The 18606-nt window shown below is 34.8% G+C and carries 17 protein-coding genes; 12 read left to right on the top strand and 5 right to left on the bottom strand.

Features of this window, described 5'->3' with window-relative positions:
* Positions 1 to 1155, bottom strand: a complete 1155-nt coding sequence (locus PBT91_RS17455) for a DNA polymerase III subunit (protein ID WP_270059738.1) — start codon at positions 1153 to 1155, stop codon at positions 1 to 3.
* A 69-nt stretch (positions 1156 to 1224) separates the two neighbouring features.
* Here PBT91_RS17455 and PBT91_RS17450 point away from each other — a divergent pair, with 69 nt between their 5' ends.
* The 3 genes from PBT91_RS17450 to PBT91_RS17440 all read left to right on the top strand — a co-directional run bounded on the left by PBT91_RS17450 (position 1225) and on the right by PBT91_RS17440 (position 5192).
* Positions 1225 to 2409 carry a phosphoglycerate kinase gene (locus PBT91_RS17450; protein WP_270059737.1) on the top strand — a complete coding sequence of 395 codons (1185 nt, stop codon included), beginning with the start codon at positions 1225 to 1227 and terminating at the stop codon, positions 2407 to 2409.
* 172 nt (positions 2410 to 2581) lie between these two features.
* A complete protein-coding gene (locus tag PBT91_RS17445) occupies positions 2582 to 4180 on the top strand; it encodes a lytic transglycosylase domain-containing protein (RefSeq protein WP_270059736.1) in 1599 nt (532 codons plus the stop codon).
* A gap of 28 nt (positions 4181 to 4208) precedes the next feature.
* On the top strand, positions 4209 to 5192 hold the full coding sequence (locus PBT91_RS17440; RefSeq protein ID WP_270059735.1) for a DUF4837 family protein: 984 nt from the start codon (positions 4209 to 4211) through the stop codon (positions 5190 to 5192).
* Between the two features lie 68 nt (positions 5193 to 5260).
* Here PBT91_RS17440 and PBT91_RS17435 read toward each other — a convergent pair whose 3' ends face one another.
* On the bottom strand, positions 5261 to 5473 hold the full coding sequence (locus tag PBT91_RS17435) for a twin-arginine translocase TatA/TatE family subunit (protein ID WP_270059734.1): 213 nt from the start codon (positions 5471 to 5473) through the stop codon (positions 5261 to 5263).
* A 222-nt stretch (positions 5474 to 5695) separates the two neighbouring features.
* Here PBT91_RS17435 and PBT91_RS17430 point away from each other — a divergent pair, with 222 nt between their 5' ends.
* From PBT91_RS17430 to PBT91_RS17410, 5 genes are all read left to right on the top strand, one after another.
* Positions 5696 to 6565 carry a M23 family metallopeptidase gene (locus PBT91_RS17430; protein WP_270059733.1) on the top strand — a complete coding sequence of 290 codons (870 nt, stop codon included), beginning with the start codon at positions 5696 to 5698 and terminating at the stop codon, positions 6563 to 6565.
* 3 nt (positions 6566 to 6568) lie between these two features.
* Complete coding sequence (locus tag PBT91_RS17425) at positions 6569 to 8068, top strand: GH3 auxin-responsive promoter family protein (RefSeq protein ID WP_270059732.1); 1500 nt, start codon at positions 6569 to 6571, stop codon at positions 8066 to 8068.
* A 68-nt stretch (positions 8069 to 8136) separates the two neighbouring features.
* On the top strand, positions 8137 to 9762 hold the full coding sequence (locus PBT91_RS17420) for a DUF6909 family protein (protein WP_443089648.1): 1626 nt from the start codon (positions 8137 to 8139) through the stop codon (positions 9760 to 9762).
* Positions 9763 to 9823: 61 nt separating this feature from the next.
* Positions 9824 to 10813: a UDP-glucuronic acid decarboxylase family protein gene (locus tag PBT91_RS17415; RefSeq protein ID WP_270059730.1), complete on the top strand. Its 990-nt coding sequence runs from the start codon at positions 9824 to 9826 to the stop codon at positions 10811 to 10813.
* 5 nt (positions 10814 to 10818) lie between these two features.
* Entirely contained in the window at positions 10819 to 11592 is a 774-nt protein-coding gene (locus PBT91_RS17410) for a glycosyltransferase family 2 protein (protein ID WP_270059729.1), read from the top strand.
* Here the strand turns inward: PBT91_RS17410 and PBT91_RS17405 are convergent.
* A complete protein-coding gene (locus PBT91_RS17405; RefSeq protein ID WP_270059728.1) occupies positions 11581 to 12891 on the bottom strand; it encodes a phenylacetate--CoA ligase family protein in 1311 nt (436 codons plus the stop codon). The two genes, PBT91_RS17410 and PBT91_RS17405, sit on opposite strands and share 12 nt — an antisense overlap.
* A gap of 82 nt (positions 12892 to 12973) precedes the next feature.
* Here PBT91_RS17405 and purD point away from each other — a divergent pair, with 82 nt between their 5' ends.
* Positions 12974 to 14248 (top strand): phosphoribosylamine--glycine ligase, encoded by a 1275-nt coding sequence (gene purD, locus PBT91_RS17400; protein WP_270059727.1) that lies wholly within the window; start codon positions 12974 to 12976, stop codon positions 14246 to 14248.
* Here purD and PBT91_RS17395 read toward each other — a convergent pair.
* Positions 14245 to 14469 carry a DUF6341 family protein gene (locus PBT91_RS17395; RefSeq protein WP_270059726.1) on the bottom strand — a complete coding sequence of 75 codons (225 nt, stop codon included), beginning with the start codon at positions 14467 to 14469 and terminating at the stop codon, positions 14245 to 14247. The genes purD and PBT91_RS17395 overlap by 4 nt on opposite strands.
* Positions 14470 to 14572: 103 nt before the next feature.
* Between PBT91_RS17395 and PBT91_RS17390 the strand changes: the two genes are divergently transcribed.
* The 3 genes from PBT91_RS17390 to PBT91_RS17380 all read left to right on the top strand — a co-directional run bounded on the left by PBT91_RS17390 (position 14573) and on the right by PBT91_RS17380 (position 17269).
* On the top strand, positions 14573 to 15442 hold the full coding sequence (locus PBT91_RS17390; protein ID WP_270061487.1) for a DUF6427 family protein: 870 nt from the start codon (positions 14573 to 14575) through the stop codon (positions 15440 to 15442).
* Positions 15443 to 15585: 143 nt separating this feature from the next.
* Positions 15586 to 16191, top strand: coding sequence for a DUF4254 domain-containing protein (locus PBT91_RS17385; protein WP_270059725.1), 606 nt, complete (start codon positions 15586 to 15588; stop codon positions 16189 to 16191).
* A 7-nt stretch (positions 16192 to 16198) separates the two neighbouring features.
* Positions 16199 to 17269 (top strand): glycosyltransferase family 9 protein, encoded by a 1071-nt coding sequence (locus tag PBT91_RS17380; RefSeq protein ID WP_270059724.1) that lies wholly within the window; start codon positions 16199 to 16201, stop codon positions 17267 to 17269.
* 204 nt (positions 17270 to 17473) lie between these two features.
* On the opposite strand, the gene PBT91_RS17375 is transcribed toward PBT91_RS17380, so the two are convergent.
* Positions 17474 to 18520, bottom strand: a complete 1047-nt coding sequence (locus PBT91_RS17375; RefSeq protein WP_270059723.1) for a ferredoxin--NADP reductase — start codon at positions 18518 to 18520, stop codon at positions 17474 to 17476.
* Positions 18521 to 18606: the final 86 nt, after the last annotated feature.

The raw sequence follows: 18606 nt of genomic DNA, 5'->3' as shown, positions 1-18606 counted from the left end.
TTAAGCAGATTTTATGTGTAAAAACCGAGTTAGCCTAATAGAAAGATCTGTTAAAATTATTTTTGCATTTCCGTTTCTCTCGATATGATAAATAGCATCTTCCAGTGCTTTTGTTATCGGCAAAATATTATTGCCATGAACAAAAGGAGCAAATTTTTGAAGCTGAAATCCTTTGGTTTTTGGTGAAAGAAAAACAAGATTTTCAGCCTTATAATTCATCATTAACGCTTGTCTAAAAAAGTCGAGGCAATACAACAAAAAGCTCTTTTGTTTTTCGCGTCCCATCCCGGCAATTTCTTCGCTCCAGCTAATTAATTCTAAAACCGTAGCTTTATTTCCCTTGGCTTTAAAGGCGGTGCGCACCCAATTGATAAACCATTGTTCATATTGGTCGTCTGCTGTATCATTTTGTAAAAGGTGTAAAGCTTTGGTAAAACTGCCGTTAGATTGATGTGCTATTAATGCAGCCTCCTGAGGATCCATGTCATTTAAGTCAATCAATTTTTCAGCAATATCAGCTTCTGCAAGAGGAGGGAAGTTAAGGGTTTGACATCTGGATTTTATGGTCTGTATAATTTGCTCCTCATCTTCAGCAATCAAAATAAAAATGGTCTTATTTGGCGGCTCTTCAATTAGTTTTAGCAATTTATTTGCAGCTGCAATATTCATGCGATCGGCTCTCCAGATAATCATCACTTTTAATCCACCCTCGTAGGCCTTTAATGATAAAGATTTAACGATATCCTGCGCTTCATCTACACCAATTTGTCCCTGCTTGTTTTCAATACCAATATGTTCGTACCAATCGGTTAAACTTCCGTAGGGATTATTTTTTATAAAGCTTCGCCAGTCTTCCATAAAATTTGCAGAAACTGGATGGCTTTTTATAGTTTGATTGGTAGCCACCGGAAATGCAAAATGGAGATCGGGATGCGAAACATTATTAAATTTCATGTTGCAGGAAGCATTGCCATTATCATTTTCCCCATTAGTGTTTTTACAAAGCAAATATTGGGCATAAGCAATAGCCATAGGTAAGGTTCCACTTCCGCTACTTCCTACAAATAATTGCGCGTGTGCTATACGGCTGTTATCTGCCGTAGTAGTAAGGTGATTTTTTATATGTGGTAATCCAACGATTTCTGAAAAAAGCATGAGCAAATATAAAATTTATATGCGCTTTTATATCTTCGGAAAAAATTATATTTGTAATAAACCAAAATTATGAAAACAATAGACGATTTTAATTTTAAAGATAAACAGGCTTTAATTCGTGTGGATTTTAATGTGCCACTTAATGATGATCTAAAAGTTACAGATACCAATCGTATAGAAGCTGCCAAACCTACTATTCTAAAAATATTAGAAGATGGTGGTAGCGTTGTATTGATGTCTCACTTGGGTCGTCCTAATGGTAAAGAATCTAAATTTTCTTTAAAAAATATCGTAAGTAAAGTTTCTGAAATTATTGGCGTAGAACCAAAATTTGTAGAAGATTGTGTAGGTGCTGAAGTAAAAAAAGCAGCCGACGATTTAGAATCTGGGGAAATACTTTTGCTTGAAAATTTACGTTTCCATGATGAAGAAAAAGCAGGGGACGAAGAATTTGCTAAGCAATTATCACAACTAGGGGATATCTATGTAAACGATGCTTTTGGTACGGCGCATAGAGCGCATGCTTCCACTACAATTGTGGCTAAGTTTTTTGAAGATAAATGCTTTGGATATTTATTAGCTAAGGAAATTAAAAGTTTAGATAAAGTATTAAATAGTAAAGAAAAGCCGGTAACTGCAGTTTTAGGTGGAGCAAAAGTGTCTTCTAAAATTACTGTTATCGAAAATATTTTAGATGCCGTAGACCATTTAATTATTGGTGGTGGTATGACCTATACTTTTATCAAAGCGCAGGGCGGTAACATTGGTAATTCACTTGTAGAAGACGATAAGCAGGAATTAGCTTTGGATATATTGAAGAAAGCAAAAGAAAAAGGAGTGCAGGTTCACCTTCCTGTAGATTCTATAATTGCAGATAGTTTTTCAGAACAAGCGAGTACGCAGGTAGAAGCTGTAGATAACATTCCTGATGGTTGGATGGGACTAGACGTAGGTCCAGAAACATTAAAGCATTTTGCAAATGTTATTGCTGAATCTAAGATTATCCTTTGGAATGGACCATTAGGAGTTTTCGAAATGGAAACCTTTGCAAACGGAACTATCGAATTAGGAAAAGCTATTGCTGAAGCGACCAAAAATGGGGCTTTTTCTCTTGTAGGAGGTGGAGACTCTGTTGCAGCGGTTAAGCAATTTGGTTTTGATGATAAAGTAAGCTATGTTTCAACCGGTGGTGGTGCAATGCTAGAGATGCTGGAAGGTAAATCTTTGCCGGGTATCGAAGCAATTAGTAAATAATAAAACCCTTAAATATTTTAAATCTCGATTATCGAGAAATAAGGAATACTTTTTGATCATATATTATTTAATTAAAGAACCTCGAAAATCAGTTTCGAGGTTCTTACTTAGAAGTGATGATTAAAAAAATTAAATAAATAATTCCTAAATCAGGTAAACAGGTTCTAATTATATGAAGAAGCAAGTATGTTTATTGCTTGGGTTGTTTGCAGTGTTTGCTGTAAATGCTCAACAAAAAGAAAGATCTAAAAAGCAGGTCGAAAAAGCCAACTTTAGAGTTCAGATTTTTCAAAAAGTAGATAGTACAGAAATTATACTTGCCGATCCAGATCCTGAATTTCAGCAAAAATTACCTATTTCTGCAATCATTAGAGACTCTTCTAAAGTTTCCTTATCAGATTTACCAAAAGCCGCTAAAATTGATTCTGTTTGGCGTGTAGAGCTCACCAGTTCAGATCTTTTTGAAACCATGCAAAAATCTATTGCAGAACAGGATTATGAGCAAGTAGTTTATGATGATTTACCAACCGATACTTTAAAAGCCCGTTTGGCTCATTTAAATGCCAGAACACCATTTAATATAGAATATAATCCAAGTCTGGAAAGCGTTATAAAAATGTATTTAAAGCGCAATAAACAGGCTATGGAACGCTTAATGGCACTTAGTGATTATTACTTCCCATTGTTTGAGCAGGAATTGGATAAGTACGATATTCCGCTTGAAATTAAATATCTGGCCATAGTAGAATCTGCTTTAAATCCCAGAGCAAAATCTAGAGTTGGTGCTACCGGATTATGGCAGTTTATGTTTACCACAGGTAAAATGCACGATTTAAACGTAAGCTCTTATGTAGATGAAAGGATGGATCCTTTAAAAGCTACAGAGGCTGCAGCACAATATTTATCTAGACTCTACAAAGTTTTTGGAGATTGGGATTTGGTGTTGGCTTCTTATAATTCTGGTCCCGGTAATGTTTCTAAAGCGATTAGAAGAAGTGGTGGATCTACAAATTATTGGGAAATTAGAAGGTATTTACCTAGAGAAACGGCGGGTTATGTTCCTGCGTTTTTAGCAACACTATATATTTTTGAGTATGCTGAAGAGCATAATTTTCAACCAAAAAGACCTGAAATTCCATACTTTCAGACAGACACTATTCGGGTTAAAGAAATGTTGACGTTCGATCATATTTCCAAAGTAAGTGGTGTCGATAAAGAATTATTACAGTTTTTAAATCCAAGTTATAAGCTGGACATTATTCCTTTTGTTGAAGATAAAAATTATGTGGTTCGCTTACCTAGAACAAAAACAGGAGCTTTTGTAAATAATGAAGCTGCAATTTACAAGTATGCTGAACAGGATATTGCTAATAACGAAAAGAGATTACCAAAATACGTAGAAACCGAAGATCGAATAAGATACCGAGTTCGTAGTGGTGATTATTTGGGAAGAATAGCAGAAAAACACGGAGTAGGAGTTAGTAGCATTAAACGCTGGAATAATTTAAGAGGGAATAATATTAGAGTGGGCCAATATCTAACGATATACCCAAGAAAACCTGTTACACAAACCGCTAGTGCTTCGGCAACTAAAAGCTCTAAGAGTACAGGAAAAAAAGATACGAAAGTTTATATTGTACAGCAAGGAGACTCATTATGGAGTATTTCTAAGAAGTTTCCTGGCGTTACGGTACAGAATTTGAGGACATGGAATGATATGAGCAGTACACGCCTTAAACCAGGTATGAAAATTAAGGTGTCTAAGGGCTAAAAACCAAACTTAAATTCAATCCAGTAAAATGAAAAAACTAGTATTCCTCGCATTATTATTCCTAACGATTCTATCCTGCAAAGACAAATCTGAAGAGCCAGAACAACGCATACTGGCAGATTCTTCTGGAAACATCAATCAGTTAACTATAGTTATGGATAATGGCTTGTGGGAAGGCCAGGTTGGTGATGCTGTAAGAGATTACCTAGCAGCGCCCGTAGAAGGTTTACCGCAAGAAGAGCCATTATTCAATTTAAGCCAGATTCCTTCAGAAACCTTTTCTGGTTTTGTTCGCCGTAGCAGAATTTTTCTAAAAGTAGAGAAAGGCGCCGATAGCCTAGCAATCTTGAAGAATGAATACGCTACTCCTCAAACCGGAATTATAATCAGCGGGCAAAGTCAGCAACAAATAATTGATAGAATTAAAGCATCTTCAGATAGTATCATCGATGTTTTAAAAGCTACAGAAATCAAAGAAAAACAACGAAGAATAGGGAAGTCTATAGAATCTGACGAAGATTTAGAAGAGACTTTTGGCGTTTCTTTAAAATTCCCAACAGCCTACAGATATGCAGCTAAAGAGGACGATTTTATTTGGATAAGAAAAGAAATTCCTAAAGGGCTAATGGAAATTTTAGTATACGAAGTTCCTTTAAATACCATCGATAATGACTCTAGCGTAATCGCTAATATTGTAAAAATGCGTGATAGTATAGGGGAAAAATATATTCCAGGTCCTGTTGATGGAAGTTATATGATTACCGAGGAAGCTTATGCACCTTATTTATTTGAAACTAAAATCGATGGCCACTTTGCTTACGAAACTCGTGGCACCTGGGAGGTTAACAACGCTTTTATGGCGGGACCTTTTGTAAACTACGCGATTAAGGATGAAAAAAATAATCGCTATGTTATAGCTGAAGGATTTGTATTTAGACCTGCCAGCAGCAAAAGAGATCATGTTTTTGAATTGGATGCTATCCTGAAATCGCTACGATTTCAAAATCAATAAAATGAAGTAGGATATAAAAAAAGCCCGTTTGATTAAGAACGGGCTTTTTTTATTAAATATTTTTAAGACTACTTAGTGTCTTCTACTTTTTTAGCATCTGAAGTAGAGCTTGTTGTCGTTTCTTCATCATCCTTAGAGGCATCTTTAAACTCTTTAATTCCACTTCCTAATCCTCTCATCAATTCAGGAATTTTTCGACCTCCAAAAATCAGTAAAACCACGATTACGATTAAAACGATCTGTGGGGCTCCTATAGCTAATGGTAAAATAAATGCATTCATAACTCAGTATTTATATTACAAACTTAACAAGAATAAACTAATATTAACGTTAATATCTGTGTAAAATACTTAGGCTTTGTCAAATCAATAATTTTAAAAACCATTTTTTTAATATTGAACTATAAAAATTGCATGAATAGTTAAGCTTTGCATATTTTAAAATAAATACGAAACTATTAGGAAGCATAAATTTTCCAGTATCTTTGTTTAAGGTTTTTATGTATGTCGAAAAAGAAAAAAAATAGGAAAAAGTTCACTAAAAAGCTTCTTCATAAATACCGAATGGTAATTTTAAATGAAGATACTTTTGAGGAACGATATTCGTTAAAATTAACGCGATTAAATATTTTCGTTTTTGTTACGACGAGTGCGATTTTATTAGTGGCAGCAACTACGTTTATTATAGCCTTTACACCGCTAAGAGAGTATATTCCTGGCTATTCTTCGCCAAAATTAAAAGAGCAGGCAGCCCATTTAGCTTATAGAACAGATTCTTTACAAAATGTTTTAAAATTAAATAATCAGTTTTTAGGATCTATTAAAGGAGTATTATCCGGCGATTTTCAATCTTCAAATCTTAATAAAGACTCGATTATAAAATTCTCTCAAGATAATCCAGAAGTTGAAGTTATCCCGCCATCAAGAGCCGATAGCTTGCTTAGGGAAGAAGTAGCCCTAGAGGATAAGTATAACATTTTACCGGGAGCAACAGATAATATAGATTTTTCGCTATTTCCTCCTGTTAAAGGTAATATATCTGAAGGCTATAATGCAGAAGATAAACATTATGCCGTAGATGTGGTAGTAGCCAGAAATTCACCTATAAAATCTGTTGCAGAAGGTAGAGTAATATTTTCTGAATGGACTACAGAGACGGGTTATGTAATTATTATAAAACATGATTATGGTCTAATTTCGGTCTATAAACACAATGCGTCTTTAACCAAAGAACAAGGAGATTTTGTGAAAGCCGGAGAAGTAGTTGCCACCGCCGGATCTACCGGAGAATATACCACAGGGCCTCATTTACATTTTGAGTTATGGAATGAAGGGAACCCTGTAAACCCAACCGATTATATTGATTTTGAATAGCTTATGTCGTTAAAATCTTTTGCTGCTAAAATATTTGCTAAAACTGTAAAAAAGAAAATAGATGTTTGGTCTTCTAATCCTATCGAGACTCAGCAGCAAATTTTCCAGGAACTTATATCAAAAGCGAAAAATACTGAATTTGGTAAAGATCATCATTTTGAGAATATAAAAACTCATAAAGATTTTGTCCAAAATGTGCCGGTAAGAGATTATGAAGCTTTGCGGTATTATGTCGATAAGATGGTAGATGGTCTAGAAGATATTTTGTGGCCGGGAAAGCCGTTATATTATGCTAAAACATCTGGGACAACCAGCGGTGCCAAATATATCCCTATAACTAAAGAAAGCATGCCTACGCATATCGAATCGGCGAGAAATGCAATTCTCTGTTATATTGCTGAAACCGGAAATTCGAAGTTTGTAGACGGTAAAATGATTTTTCTACAGGGAAGCCCAGAGCTTACCGAGAAAAACGGAGTAAAATTAGGGAGATTATCGGGTATTGTTGCGCATTACGTACCGGGTTATCTTCAGAAAAACAGGATGCCAAGCTGGGAGACCAATTGTATCGAAGATTGGGAAACTAAAGTTGATGCCATTGTCGAGGAAACTCGCAATCTAAATATGACCGTGATTAGCGGAATCCCAAGCTGGGTGCAGATGTATTTTGAAAAGCTTCAACAAAAAACCGGTAAAAAAGTAGGTGATATTTTTAAGAATTTTGACTTATTTATTTATGGTGGAGTAAACTACGAACCTTATCGGTCGAAATTCGAAAATTTAATAGGCAGAAAAGTTGATAGTATAGAATTATATCCCGCTTCGGAAGGGTTTTTTGCCTTTCAGGATAGTCAGAAAGCAAAGGGAATGTTACTTCAGCTTAATAGCGGAATTTTTTACGAGTTTATTAAAGCTGAAGCATTCTTTGATGAAAATCCAGAAAGGCTTACCATTGGTGAAGTAGAATTGGGAATAAATTATGTAATGATCATTAGTAGTACCGCCGGTTTATGGGCTTATAATGTTGGTGATACGGTTCAGTTTACCAGCTTGAAGCCTTATCGATTAATGGTTTCGGGAAGAATTAAACATTATATTTCTGCATTCGGGGAGCACGTAATTGCAAAAGAAGTAGAAGAAGCAATGCAGGTAGCTTCAGATAATACAGGAGCTAGAATTAACGAATTTACTGTTGCACCACAAGTAAATCCTTCAGCTGGAGAATTGCCTTATCACGAGTGGTTTATCGAGTTTGAAAAGGAACCTGAAGATTTTACAAAATTTCGGGATACATTAGATCAATCACTTCAGCAGCAAAATTCCTATTATTTCGATTTAATTGAAGGAAATATTCTGCAGCCAGTAAAAGTCACCAAAATCCCGAAAAATGGCTTTCAGGAGTATATGAAATCTATAGGCAAATTAGGGGGACAAAACAAGTTACCAAGGCTTTCTAACGATCGTAAGATTGCTGAGGTTTTAGAAAAGATAATTAAGAAATAAAAAAATTATAGAATTTGAAATTGGAAGGTAGAACAAGAGCACAGGAAAGTACTAACGCTATTGAGCGTATGTACATTACTATGAGACATTTATTTAATCGTGGTTTTTATAAACCTATGGGTGTTTCTGGAGAGACATTGCGAGAAGGTTTATTAGCATTGCGCCCCGAGATTTATGGCTCTGTTGCTGAAGATAAAGCTGAATTAAACGGATTGTTATATGTATTAGAACGTCTACCTTTAGGTATAGAACAATGTCGTTATATTAACCTTACCAGCGATGAAGGTTATGGAAATTCTCATTTTCAGCCAATTGTACCACCCAAACGTCGAAGAAATTGCTACCGTATCGACGAGGAGCAAATGAATATTGAAATAACCAGAGGACGATCTGAAATTTATGATATCCTAACGCACCTAACTTTCTTATTCATCGAATCTCATAAAATTATGAGACGAGTAGTTATCGATGAGGACGGGAGTGTAACCCGGGATTGGAAAAAACTTGAAGCTGTTGTGCTTTCTAAAGAAGAAATTGATAAATCTGAACGTGAAGTTGCGCTTACCCACGCGGCAAATATTTTAGGAAGAACGTTTTACGAAGTTTCTACAATTTATCCTAAGTTTTCTACCCGAGATAATCCAGAACAATTTCTGCATATTATTTACTGGATGGGAAAACTAGCGATCGAGGAAACCGTAAACAATGATAAGAGAATCATCACTTTTAGTCCGATTCTTAGAGAACGTTTAGGCCATCATATTCATGGTGAAGTTTGGGCAGATAAGATTAAGAAAAGTTTGGTAGAAAGCGATTTGGTGCAACGTCCAATCCATATTATAAGTGCGAACATGCATAGTGTTATGAATACGCTTTATGCTCCTTTAGCGCTTAAAAATGAAATCAAGAAAAAAGATATTCTTCAGGTTTACGAAATGCTAAGTGATTCTTCTAGCGGGAATGTGCGGCAAAAAGTATCTAAAATGGCGCTATCCAACGGAATGAGGTTTTTGGAAGATGAAAGCGGTACCAATATCGATGTCCAGATATTCGATACAGCTATGCTTGAAGAAGGCTTTAGAAACGAAAATTTTAAAAGCTTAAAAGAAGAAGAGAAACCTGTAATTATAGTTATGGATTATGCGTTTGGTGAGCAGGCTTATGAAACGATGGACGAGCTTTTAAAGCCTTATATTCTTGATGGAGAAGAAATAAAGATGAATGTAAGATCGGTTTCTATTATGGGAAAAGCCGGTATTTTAGAAGGAGGTAAAGGAGATATTATGATTCCCTCGGCACATATTTTTGAAGGTACAGCAGATAACTATCCTTTTAAAAACGAGCTTAAAAAAGATGATCTTGAGGGCCACGGAATAAAAGTTGTGGATGGTAGCATGATTACCGTTTTGGGTACGTCACTTCAAAATAGAGATATTCTTAAGTTTTTCCATGATTCAACCTGGAATGTAAGTGGATTAGAAATGGAAGGCGTACATTATCAAAAAGCAATTCAGGCTGCAAGTAAGCTTAGAAAAAGTATCGCAGAAGATGTACAGGTTCGTTATGCTTATTATGCTTCAGATAATCCTTTAGAAACTGGTAGCACTTTAGCATCTGGAGGTTTAGGAACTACAGGAGTTAAACCAACCTATTTAATTACTGAAAAGATTTTAGAGCAAATTTTTAATTCTTAGAGCGCTTCTGCTTAACTTGAGGTTGATAATAATTAGATTAAAATCGATTAATAAAAAATAAATGGGCAAAACTGTATTAATTACAGGAGCAGCAGGATTCTTGGGATCACATCTATGCGATAGATTTATTAAAGAAGGTTATCGCGTTTTAGGAATGGATAATTTGATAACTGGTGATATTCGAAATATCGAGCATCTTTTTAAGAACGAGAATTTCGAGTTTTATAATCATGATGTTACTAAATTTATCCATGTGCCGGGCAAACTAGATTATATTTTGCACTTTGCATCTCCTGCCAGCCCCATTGATTATCTAAAAATTCCTATTCAAACTTTAAAGGTTGGTTCTTTAGGAACTCATCATTGTTTAGGTTTAGCCAAAGAGAAAGGCGCTAGAATTTTGATTGCTTCAACTTCAGAAATTTATGGTGATCCTTTGGTGCATCCACAATCTGAAGATTACTACGGAAATGTAAATACCATAGGACCAAGAGGAGTTTATGATGAAGCAAAACGTTTTCAGGAATCATTAACGATGGCTTATCACAGATTCCACGGAATAGAAACAAGAATAGTTCGGATATTTAACACGTATGGCCCGCGAATGCGATTAAATGATGGTCGCGTTATTCCTGCGTTTATTGGGCAATCCTTAAGAGGAGAAAACTTAACTGTTTTTGGCGATGGTACGCAAACAAGATCCTTTTGCTATGTAGACGATCAAATTGAAGGAATATATAGACTATTACTCAGTGATTACAGTCAGCCAGTAAATATTGGTAATCCAGATGAATTAACCATTAATGATTTTGCTGAAGAGATTATAAAGCTCACCGGCACAGATCAAAAAATAGTTTATAAGAAACTTCCTAAGGACGATCCAATGCAAAGACAGCCAGATATTACACGGGCAAAGGATATTCTTGGCTGGCAGCCTGCAGTGAGTAGGGAAGAGGGAATGCGCATTACTTATAATTACTTCAAAAATTTATCTAAAGAAGATCTATTAAAGAAAGAACATAAGGATTTTAGTAAGCATAATCGAAAATAGATAAAATGCAGCGTCCTCTTGTTTCGATAATTATGCCTGCATATAATTCTAATAATTATATCGCTTCATCTATTGCTTCCGTAATAAATCAGGATTACCAAAATTGGGAACTCATTATTGTCGACGATTTTTCTAAAGACGAAACTTTTAAAATAATTTCAGCTTTTTCAGAAAAAGATAAGCGAATTAAAGTTTTCAGAAATAAATCAAATAGGGGCGCAGGTTTTTCTCGTAACAAGGCGTTAAAAGAAGCAAATGGGGAGTTTATTGCATTTCTAGATGCAGATGATCTTTGGAAGAGAGAAAAGCTCTCTAAACAGCTCAATTTCTGCTTAGAGAATAAAGTAAACATTGTTTATAGCAGTTATGAAAAAATAGACGAGCAGGGTAGATTATTAAAGCAAAAAATTAAAGCCTTACCATTTGTAAATTATCAAAAACTGATGCGAAGCAATTACATTGGTAATCTTACCGGAATGTATAATGCTGCAAAAATAGGAAAAATATATCTGCCCGAAATTAGAAAGCGTCAGGATTGGGCTATGTGGCTTGTGGTTGTTGAAAAAGGAGGAACAGCTCACGGAATAGAGGATTCTTTAGCTTTCTACAGAATTAGAAAAGGATCGGTATCCGAGAATAAACTGGCGATGCTTTTTTACAATTTTAAAATTTATAATGAAGTACTTGGGTTTGGAAAACTGAAAAGTCTGTATTGGATGTTGGTCTTTTTGGGAGATCATTTTTTCGTTAAATCGAAACAAACTGTATCAATCGACTAAAGATGTAAACTGCTTTAATTTGCCACTTTTAGTTCTGTTTAGCATGTGTTTACGTTTAAAGTTTACATTAAGGTTTTTTCCTACATATTTTTCTACGGCATCGGCTATTTTTGCGATCTCTTCCTCCTCAAAATCATTTTCTCTAACATATTCAATCTCAAAAGTATCAATATCTGTTTGGGTAATTACAAATTCTTTGGTGCTACCGGCATCGTCGATTATCGTTTTTGTGACATAGTAAAATGTAAGTCCTGGTACTACTTTGCCGTTAGCAAGTTTTGCTACATCGCTGGTTCTTCCTATTAATGATTTTAAAATTGGTTTTTTCGTGGTGCTTTTCTCATCTAAAATACCAATATCTCCTATGGCATATCTTATTATAGGATGTGCTCTATTGTAAAGCGATGTAATTATTACTTTTCCCTCCTGTCCAACAGGCAAAGTTTTATTGTTTTGATCTACAATTTCAATATAAAGATCTTTAGAATTTAGACACCATTCCCTTTTTTGGTTTTCGAAAGCAATAAGTCCAACCTCACTTGCGCCGTATTCATTAATAACCGTAACGCCAATGGCTTTTTCAATAATTTCTTTGTCTTTATCAAACAATCGCTCAGAAGTTACGATGCATAATTTTAAACTTGGGCAAATATTCTTAAGTACGATTTCTTTTTTCTGTAGAAATTTAGCGAATAATAAGATTGCACTCGTATATCCATTAATATAATTAAAATTGCTCTTTTTAAAACGGTTAAGAAAACTTTGTAATTTTGCATCGCTAAGGTCAAAAATGGTAAAGCGACGCCTTAAACTTATTCTATCTTTTATGCGTTCTTGCAGATTACCATAAAAATCTAACGGGATACCATAAAACCTTGCTTGTAGCGATTTGTTCAAATCAATCCCGTGCCAGTTATAATGATCGTTAAAACCTTCCCACGCCATAGCATGGCATAACCTGTCTTTAGCAAAAGTAAAGGGATGTCCACTACTGCCCGAAGTTTTTCCTATATATGTGTTTTTTAAATTAAATCCTTTGCTAAGTCTGTTGTTAAGAGGTATTTGAAGATCTTTCTTCGTCATTACCGGGATATCCTCCCAATTTTCTATTGACCGATCTCCGATAAAATCTTTATAGAAATTATTGTTTCTAAGATGAAATTCAACAATTTCACGCTTTTTCTTTTCTACAAAGTTTTGATAGTCTTCTTCAGGAATTTTTTGAATATCATCAAGTATCTTGCGCGCCCGATTAACAGGGAATTTATTGAATTGAAGCGAAAGTTTAAACCAGTCCAAAACTTATCAGTGTTTTTTTCTTTGATTTTATTGGCGCTTCAATTTACAAACAATTATTTTTGAAGACCAAAATATATAAAAAATGAAAATCTTAATACTAGGTTCAGGTGGTAGAGAGCATACTTTTGCTTACAAAATTGCACAAAGTCCAAAATGCGATAAACTATACATAGCTCCCGGAAACGCCGGAACTTCAAAAGTTGGGGAAAATATAAGCCTAAATGTAGGAGATTTTTCCGGTATTAAAGATTTTATTCTTGAAAAAAATATCGAAATGCTGGTGGTAGGACCAGAAGATCCACTAGTTAAGGGAATTACTGATTTTTGTAGGCAAGATACAGAATTAAAAGAACTATTAATTGTAGGTCCTTCTAAACGAGGAGCACTCTTAGAAGGAAGCAAAGAGCGAGCTAAAGAATTTATGCTAATACATAAAATTCCTACTGCTGCTTACGAGAGTTTTACGATAGAAAGTTTAGAAGCGGGAAAAACCTTTTTAGAAACTTTAAAGCCTCCTTATGTGCTTAAAGCCGATGGTTTAGCTGCCGGGAAAGGCGTGTTAATTCTCAACAATCTTGCTGAAGCTAAAGCCGAATTGGAAAATATGCTGAAGAACCAAAAGTTTGGTGAAGCCAGCGCAAAAGTAGTGATCGAAGAATTTTTGGATGGTATCGAGCTGAGTGTATTTGTTTTGACAGACGGTAAAAACTACAAAATTTTACCAACAGCAAAAGATTACAAACGAATTGGTGAAGGCGATACTGGTTTAAATACTGGAGGAATGGGAGCAATCTCGCCAGTGCCGTTTGCCAATGAAGAATTTATGCAGAAAATCGAAGATCGTATCGTAAAACCTACGGTAGATGGTCTTGCTGAAGAAAATATAGATTACAAAGGATTTATTTTTATTGGTTTAATTAAAGTGGGTGAAGAACCTTATGTGATCGAGTACAATGTGAGAATGGGTGATCCCGAAACCGAAGTGGTTTTACCAAGAGTAAAATCAGATTTGGTTGAAGTATTGACAAAAGCAGCACAGGGAAGACTTGATGAGGTAAACTTAGAAATAGATGACAGAGCAGCTACAACTGTAATGTTGGTTTCTGGAGGCTATCCTGAAGCTTACGAAAAAGGAAAAGAAATTACCGGTATAGAGAATGTAGAAGATGCAATTGTTTTTCATGCAGGAACTACATTAAAAGACGGTAAAGTAGTTACCAATGGAGGGCGAGTAATTGCAGTAACCGCGTTTGGAGAAGATTACGAACAGGCACTAAAAAAATCTTACCAAAATGTAGAGAAACTACAATTTGATAAGATGTATTTTAGAAAAGATCTAGGCTTCGACTTAGATTAACCTAAATAAGGTTTAGATCTTGTGTTTTCGTCATCAGCATCTTGGAATATTTTTAGTTGCTTACACCAGTAGGCAAATGCGATCATTCCAATGATAATAAATACAAAGTTGATGGCGTTAGCACCCCACCAGGTGTCTAGTTCCAGAGAACGTAACCAATCTAGTGGCTTAAGAAGAACTTCTTCAAACAGCCATGAGATTCCATTAAAAAATTCATTCATCGTTTAACATTGTTAGTTTAACACTACAAAAATAGAAAAAAGAGCAATGCTAACAAGCTTTTTCTCCAAATCAAAACCAATAAATATTGCTCTTGTTATCCTATTGCTTTCTGGATTTTTCATATCAGCAAATTTTCAGAACTGGTTTTTAGACTTCGAGATCTTTAAGTTTTTTAAGATTTTAAGCGTTTTCTTGTGCTTAATGTTTTCTCTTTTTTTGCTGAATTTTGTGGCCAAAAAGAATGATTTAACACAACGAAGCGCGTATAAGGTGCTGCTATTTTCTGTCTTTTGCGCTTCCTTTCTTTCTTTGCTTAAAGATTATAATATTATCATTTCAGCAACTCTAATTTTAATGGCATTAAGGCGTATTATTAGTCTTAAGTCACAAATTTCTGTTCAGAAAAAGATATTTGATGCAGCTTTATGGATTTGTATTGCTTCCCTCTTTTATTTCTGGTCGATTTTATTCTTATTAATTGTTTTTGGAGGTATTGTAATTTATAGCCCAAGACCAAAAAACTGGTTAATTCCTATAGTATCAGCAGTATGTGTGTATATGATTTATTGTTCGATTAATCTTTTGGTAAAAGATCAGTTCTATTTATTTTCTAATTGGTATCAGGATTATAATTTCAATTTTTCTAATTACCAGTCATTTAAATTCCTAACGCCTATTAGTATTATTCTTGCACTTACTGTATGGTCGCTTGTTTATTATTTTTCTATAATCCAGAAAGCCGGTGTGAGTCTAAGACCTTCTTTAAATCTAATTTTATTTACCCTAATTATAGGAATTGCCGTTGGTGTTTTGGCTCCTAGTAAGAATGGTAGCGAATTGATCTTTTTCTTTATACCGCTTAGTATTATTGTTTCTAATTACTTTGATAACGGTAGAGATAAGATTTTTAGGGAGATTTTATTGATTATTCTAATTTTAATGCCCTTTGGTGTGTTATTCATTCAGGATTAATAGCATATAGATTACGTTTTAGAGTCATAGATTTTATAATATCTTTGCTCTTCAGTTTTTAAATATTCAATAAAAACGCCTAATATTTCAATTTTAAAGTTTTATAGGTGTTTTAAACTAGTTCTTTTTAAAAAATCAACATAATGTTTACAGATAAAGCGAATAAGATCTTTCAGGAAGTGATTGAAAAATATCATGAATTGGATAATGTAGATCAGCCTTTTACAAATCCTTACGATAGCGAAGCACAACTTATCGAGCACCTTCTTTATAGAAAATGTTGGATAGACACGGTACAGTGGCATTACGAAGACATTGTAAGAGATCCAAATATCGATCCTATAGCTGGTTTAAAATTGAAACGACTTATTGATGCTTCTAACCAGGATCGTACCGATACCGTAGAATATATCGATAGCTATTTTCTTGAAAAATATAAAGCAGTTGAGCCAAAAGACAATGCGACAATCAATACCGAAAGTCCGGCTTGGGGTGTAGACAGATTGTCGATTCTTGCGCTTAAAATCTATCATATGCACGAAGAAGCAACTCGAGAAGATGCATCTACCGATCATAAAGAAAAATGCCAGGCGAAATTAGATGTTTTATTAGAGCAACGAGTAGATCTTTCTTCAGCAATCGATCAGTTTTTAAAAGATATTGAAAGCGGAGATAAATACATGAAAGTCTATAAGCAGATGAAGATGTATAATGATGACGAGTTAAACCCGGTTCTTAGAAACAAATAAAAGAAATATGAGCACTAAAAATCAACATATTCCAAAAGTGAATAGAGAGAAAAGTGCTCATATTCTTGCTATTCGTTTATCGGCGATGGGCGACGTAGCCATGACGGTTCCGGTGATTAGGACCTTTATGTCCACCTATCCTAATTGTAAAATTACTTTTCTTACCAGGCCATTTTTCGCGCCTATGTTTAAAGGAATTCCAAATGTAGAAATTTATGAAGCCGACGTGAAGGGCGAGCATAACGGTGTAATGGGATTGGGACGATTAGCGCGCGAGTTAAGAAATCATGAAATTGAAATGGTAGCCGATCTTCACAATGTGTTGCGTAGTAATGTGCTTAAGTCGGTTTTTTACCTTTTTGGAATTCCCGTGAAACAAATTGATAAAGGAAGATCTGAAAAAAAGAAACTAACCCGCGAAGATCACAAGCTTTTTAGGGAGTTGAAAAGCACCCATCAGCGCTATGCAGATGTTTTTGCGGAAATGGGTTTTCCGCTCGATTTCAAAGCTCATGTTTTTCCAGAGAAGCATCAAATTCCGGCCAAAATCAGCGAAATTATATCTCAATCTTCTAAAAAATGGCTGGGAATTGCACCTTTTGCACAACATGATTCTAAAGTATATCCAGCAGATCTTATGGAGGAAGTTCTAAAAAAGCTGAATACAGAAAATAATACTCAGATATTTTTATTTGGCGGTGGAAATGCTGAAACTAAAAAGCTGCAATCCTGGGAAAATCAGTTCGAGAATTGTGTAAGCATAGCCGGACTTTTATCTTTTGAAGAAGAGCTGGCTCTAATCTCCAATCTTGATGCAATGCTTTCTATGGATAGCGGAAATGGCCATATGGCCGCAATGTATGGAGTGCCTGTAATTAGTATTTGGGGCGTTACACATCCTTTTGCTGGTTTTAAACCATTTGGGCAGTCTTTAGAAAATTCTTTGATTCCAGATTTAGAAAAATTCCCTAAAATTCCTACCTCTATCTACGGGAATAAATATCCGGAGGGTTATGAATATGCCATAAGAACGATCACACCGGCTATGGTGGTTGATAAGATACATTCTGTTTTGTAATCATTAGCTTACACCTTCACACACTCTAAAAATTCAGTTTAAAAATATCAAATTTGAATTCTAATCATTCAGATTTCAGCATAAAATAGTTCTAAATCTGTTTTTTCGCTATTCTATAATTATTCGAGCGGCTTACCTCAAAAAATTAAAAAAGGCCTTTAGAATCAACTAAAAGCCTTTGTTATATTTCATTTTTAATGACGATTAAACATCATCGTAATCGACCTTAATAGATGGAGTAAGCGGATGTGCCTGGCAGGTTAAAATTAGGCCTTCTTCAATTTCATCGTCGGTTAGAATCTGATTTTTACGCATTTCAGCTTTACCTTCAGTAATTCTGGCAATACAGCTACTGCAAATTCCACCCTGGCAAGAATAAGGAACATCAAGATCGTGTTCTAAAGCAGCATCCAGAATAATATCGTTTTGATTCATCACAAAACTTGTTTCCTCATCATCCACTAAAATAGTGATTTGTGACTGTCCTTCTAGGTTGGCTTCTACCTCTCCGGTATCATTACTGGTAAATAACTCGTAATAAATATTTTCTTCAGCAATATCATTATTGGTTAGTACTTCGCTAACATGATTAATCATTTCTTCTGGACCGCATAAATACACCGCATCAAAAGGATGATCTTTAAATTTATTTTTCATTACAAAATTAACCGTACTTGTTTCGATACGGCCAAAATGAGAATTTTCTTCTCGGGTTCGACTAAAGACAAATTCTACAAATAAACGATCTGGATAGGCTGCTTGTAACTCTAAAAGTTCTTTAAAGAAAATGGTATCTTCTGGAGATTTATTTCCGTAGGTAAGAATAAAACGGCTATGGCTTTCGTTATTAAGAACTGTCTTTATAATCGATAATATTGGCGTAATTCCACTTCCAGCAGCAAAAGCCGCATAGGTTCTTGAAGCTTCAGAAGGTTCTAAAATAAATTTTCCTTCGGGCGGATGAACTTCTAAAGTATCACCTGCTTTTAAGCTATTGTTGGCTAATACAGAGAATTTACCACCCTCAACTTCTTTTACTGTAACTTTAAATTCGTCGGAATTAGGGGCAGAACAAAGCGAATATGCTCTACGTAATTCTTTGCCTTCTACATCTGCTTTAATAGTAATATATTGCCCTGCCTTGAATTTGAATTCTTCTTTCAATTCAGCCGGAATTTCAAAAGAAAGACTAACAGCTTGTGCAGTTTCCCTAATTACTTCCTTTATTTTCAGTTTATGAAATGTACTCATCAAAAAATAATTTGTGGGCAAAAATACAAAGTAAGCTGTGTTTTAAAAGATTAAAAATTTAAAATATTATACCTAAGTATTTTATG

This window comes from Zunongwangia sp. HGR-M22, assembly GCF_027594425.1.
Taxonomy (GTDB): Bacteria; Bacteroidota; Bacteroidia; order Flavobacteriales; family Flavobacteriaceae; genus Zunongwangia.
The sequence above is the reverse complement of the archived record's forward strand: the minus strand, read 5'-3'. Positions and strand labels throughout refer to the sequence as shown.

Bases quoted from the DNA above. Each gene is read 5' to 3' on its own strand.
- PBT91_RS17455 (WP_270059738.1), bottom strand. From the start codon at position 1,155: ATGCTTTTTTCAGAAATCGTTGGATTACCACATATAAAAAATCACCTT.
- purD (WP_270059727.1), top strand. From the start codon at position 12,974: ATGAAAATCTTAATACTAGGTTCAGGTGGTAGAGAGCATACTTTTGCT.
- PBT91_RS17385 (WP_270059725.1), top strand. From the start codon at position 15,586: ATGTTTACAGATAAAGCGAATAAGATCTTTCAGGAAGTGATTGAAAAA.
- PBT91_RS17430 (WP_270059733.1), top strand. From the start codon at position 5,696: ATGTCGAAAAAGAAAAAAAATAGGAAAAAGTTCACTAAAAAGCTTCTT.
- PBT91_RS17450 (WP_270059737.1), top strand. From the start codon at position 1,225: ATGAAAACAATAGACGATTTTAATTTTAAAGATAAACAGGCTTTAATT.
- PBT91_RS17415 (WP_270059730.1), top strand. From the start codon at position 9,824: ATGGGCAAAACTGTATTAATTACAGGAGCAGCAGGATTCTTGGGATCA.
- PBT91_RS17420 (WP_443089648.1), top strand. From the start codon at position 8,137: ATGTACATTACTATGAGACATTTATTTAATCGTGGTTTTTATAAACCT.
- PBT91_RS17410 (WP_270059729.1), top strand. From the start codon at position 10,819: ATGCAGCGTCCTCTTGTTTCGATAATTATGCCTGCATATAATTCTAAT.
- PBT91_RS17425 (WP_270059732.1), top strand. From the start codon at position 6,569: ATGTCGTTAAAATCTTTTGCTGCTAAAATATTTGCTAAAACTGTAAAA.
- PBT91_RS17440 (WP_270059735.1), top strand. From the start codon at position 4,209: ATGAAAAAACTAGTATTCCTCGCATTATTATTCCTAACGATTCTATCC.
- PBT91_RS17380 (WP_270059724.1), top strand. From the start codon at position 16,199: ATGAGCACTAAAAATCAACATATTCCAAAAGTGAATAGAGAGAAAAGT.
- PBT91_RS17375 (WP_270059723.1), bottom strand. From the start codon at position 18,520: ATGAGTACATTTCATAAACTGAAAATAAAGGAAGTAATTAGGGAAACT.
- PBT91_RS17435 (WP_270059734.1), bottom strand. From the start codon at position 5,473: ATGAATGCATTTATTTTACCATTAGCTATAGGAGCCCCACAGATCGTT.
- PBT91_RS17395 (WP_270059726.1), bottom strand. From the start codon at position 14,469: ATGAATGAATTTTTTAATGGAATCTCATGGCTGTTTGAAGAAGTTCTT.
- PBT91_RS17445 (WP_270059736.1), top strand. From the start codon at position 2,582: ATGAAGAAGCAAGTATGTTTATTGCTTGGGTTGTTTGCAGTGTTTGCT.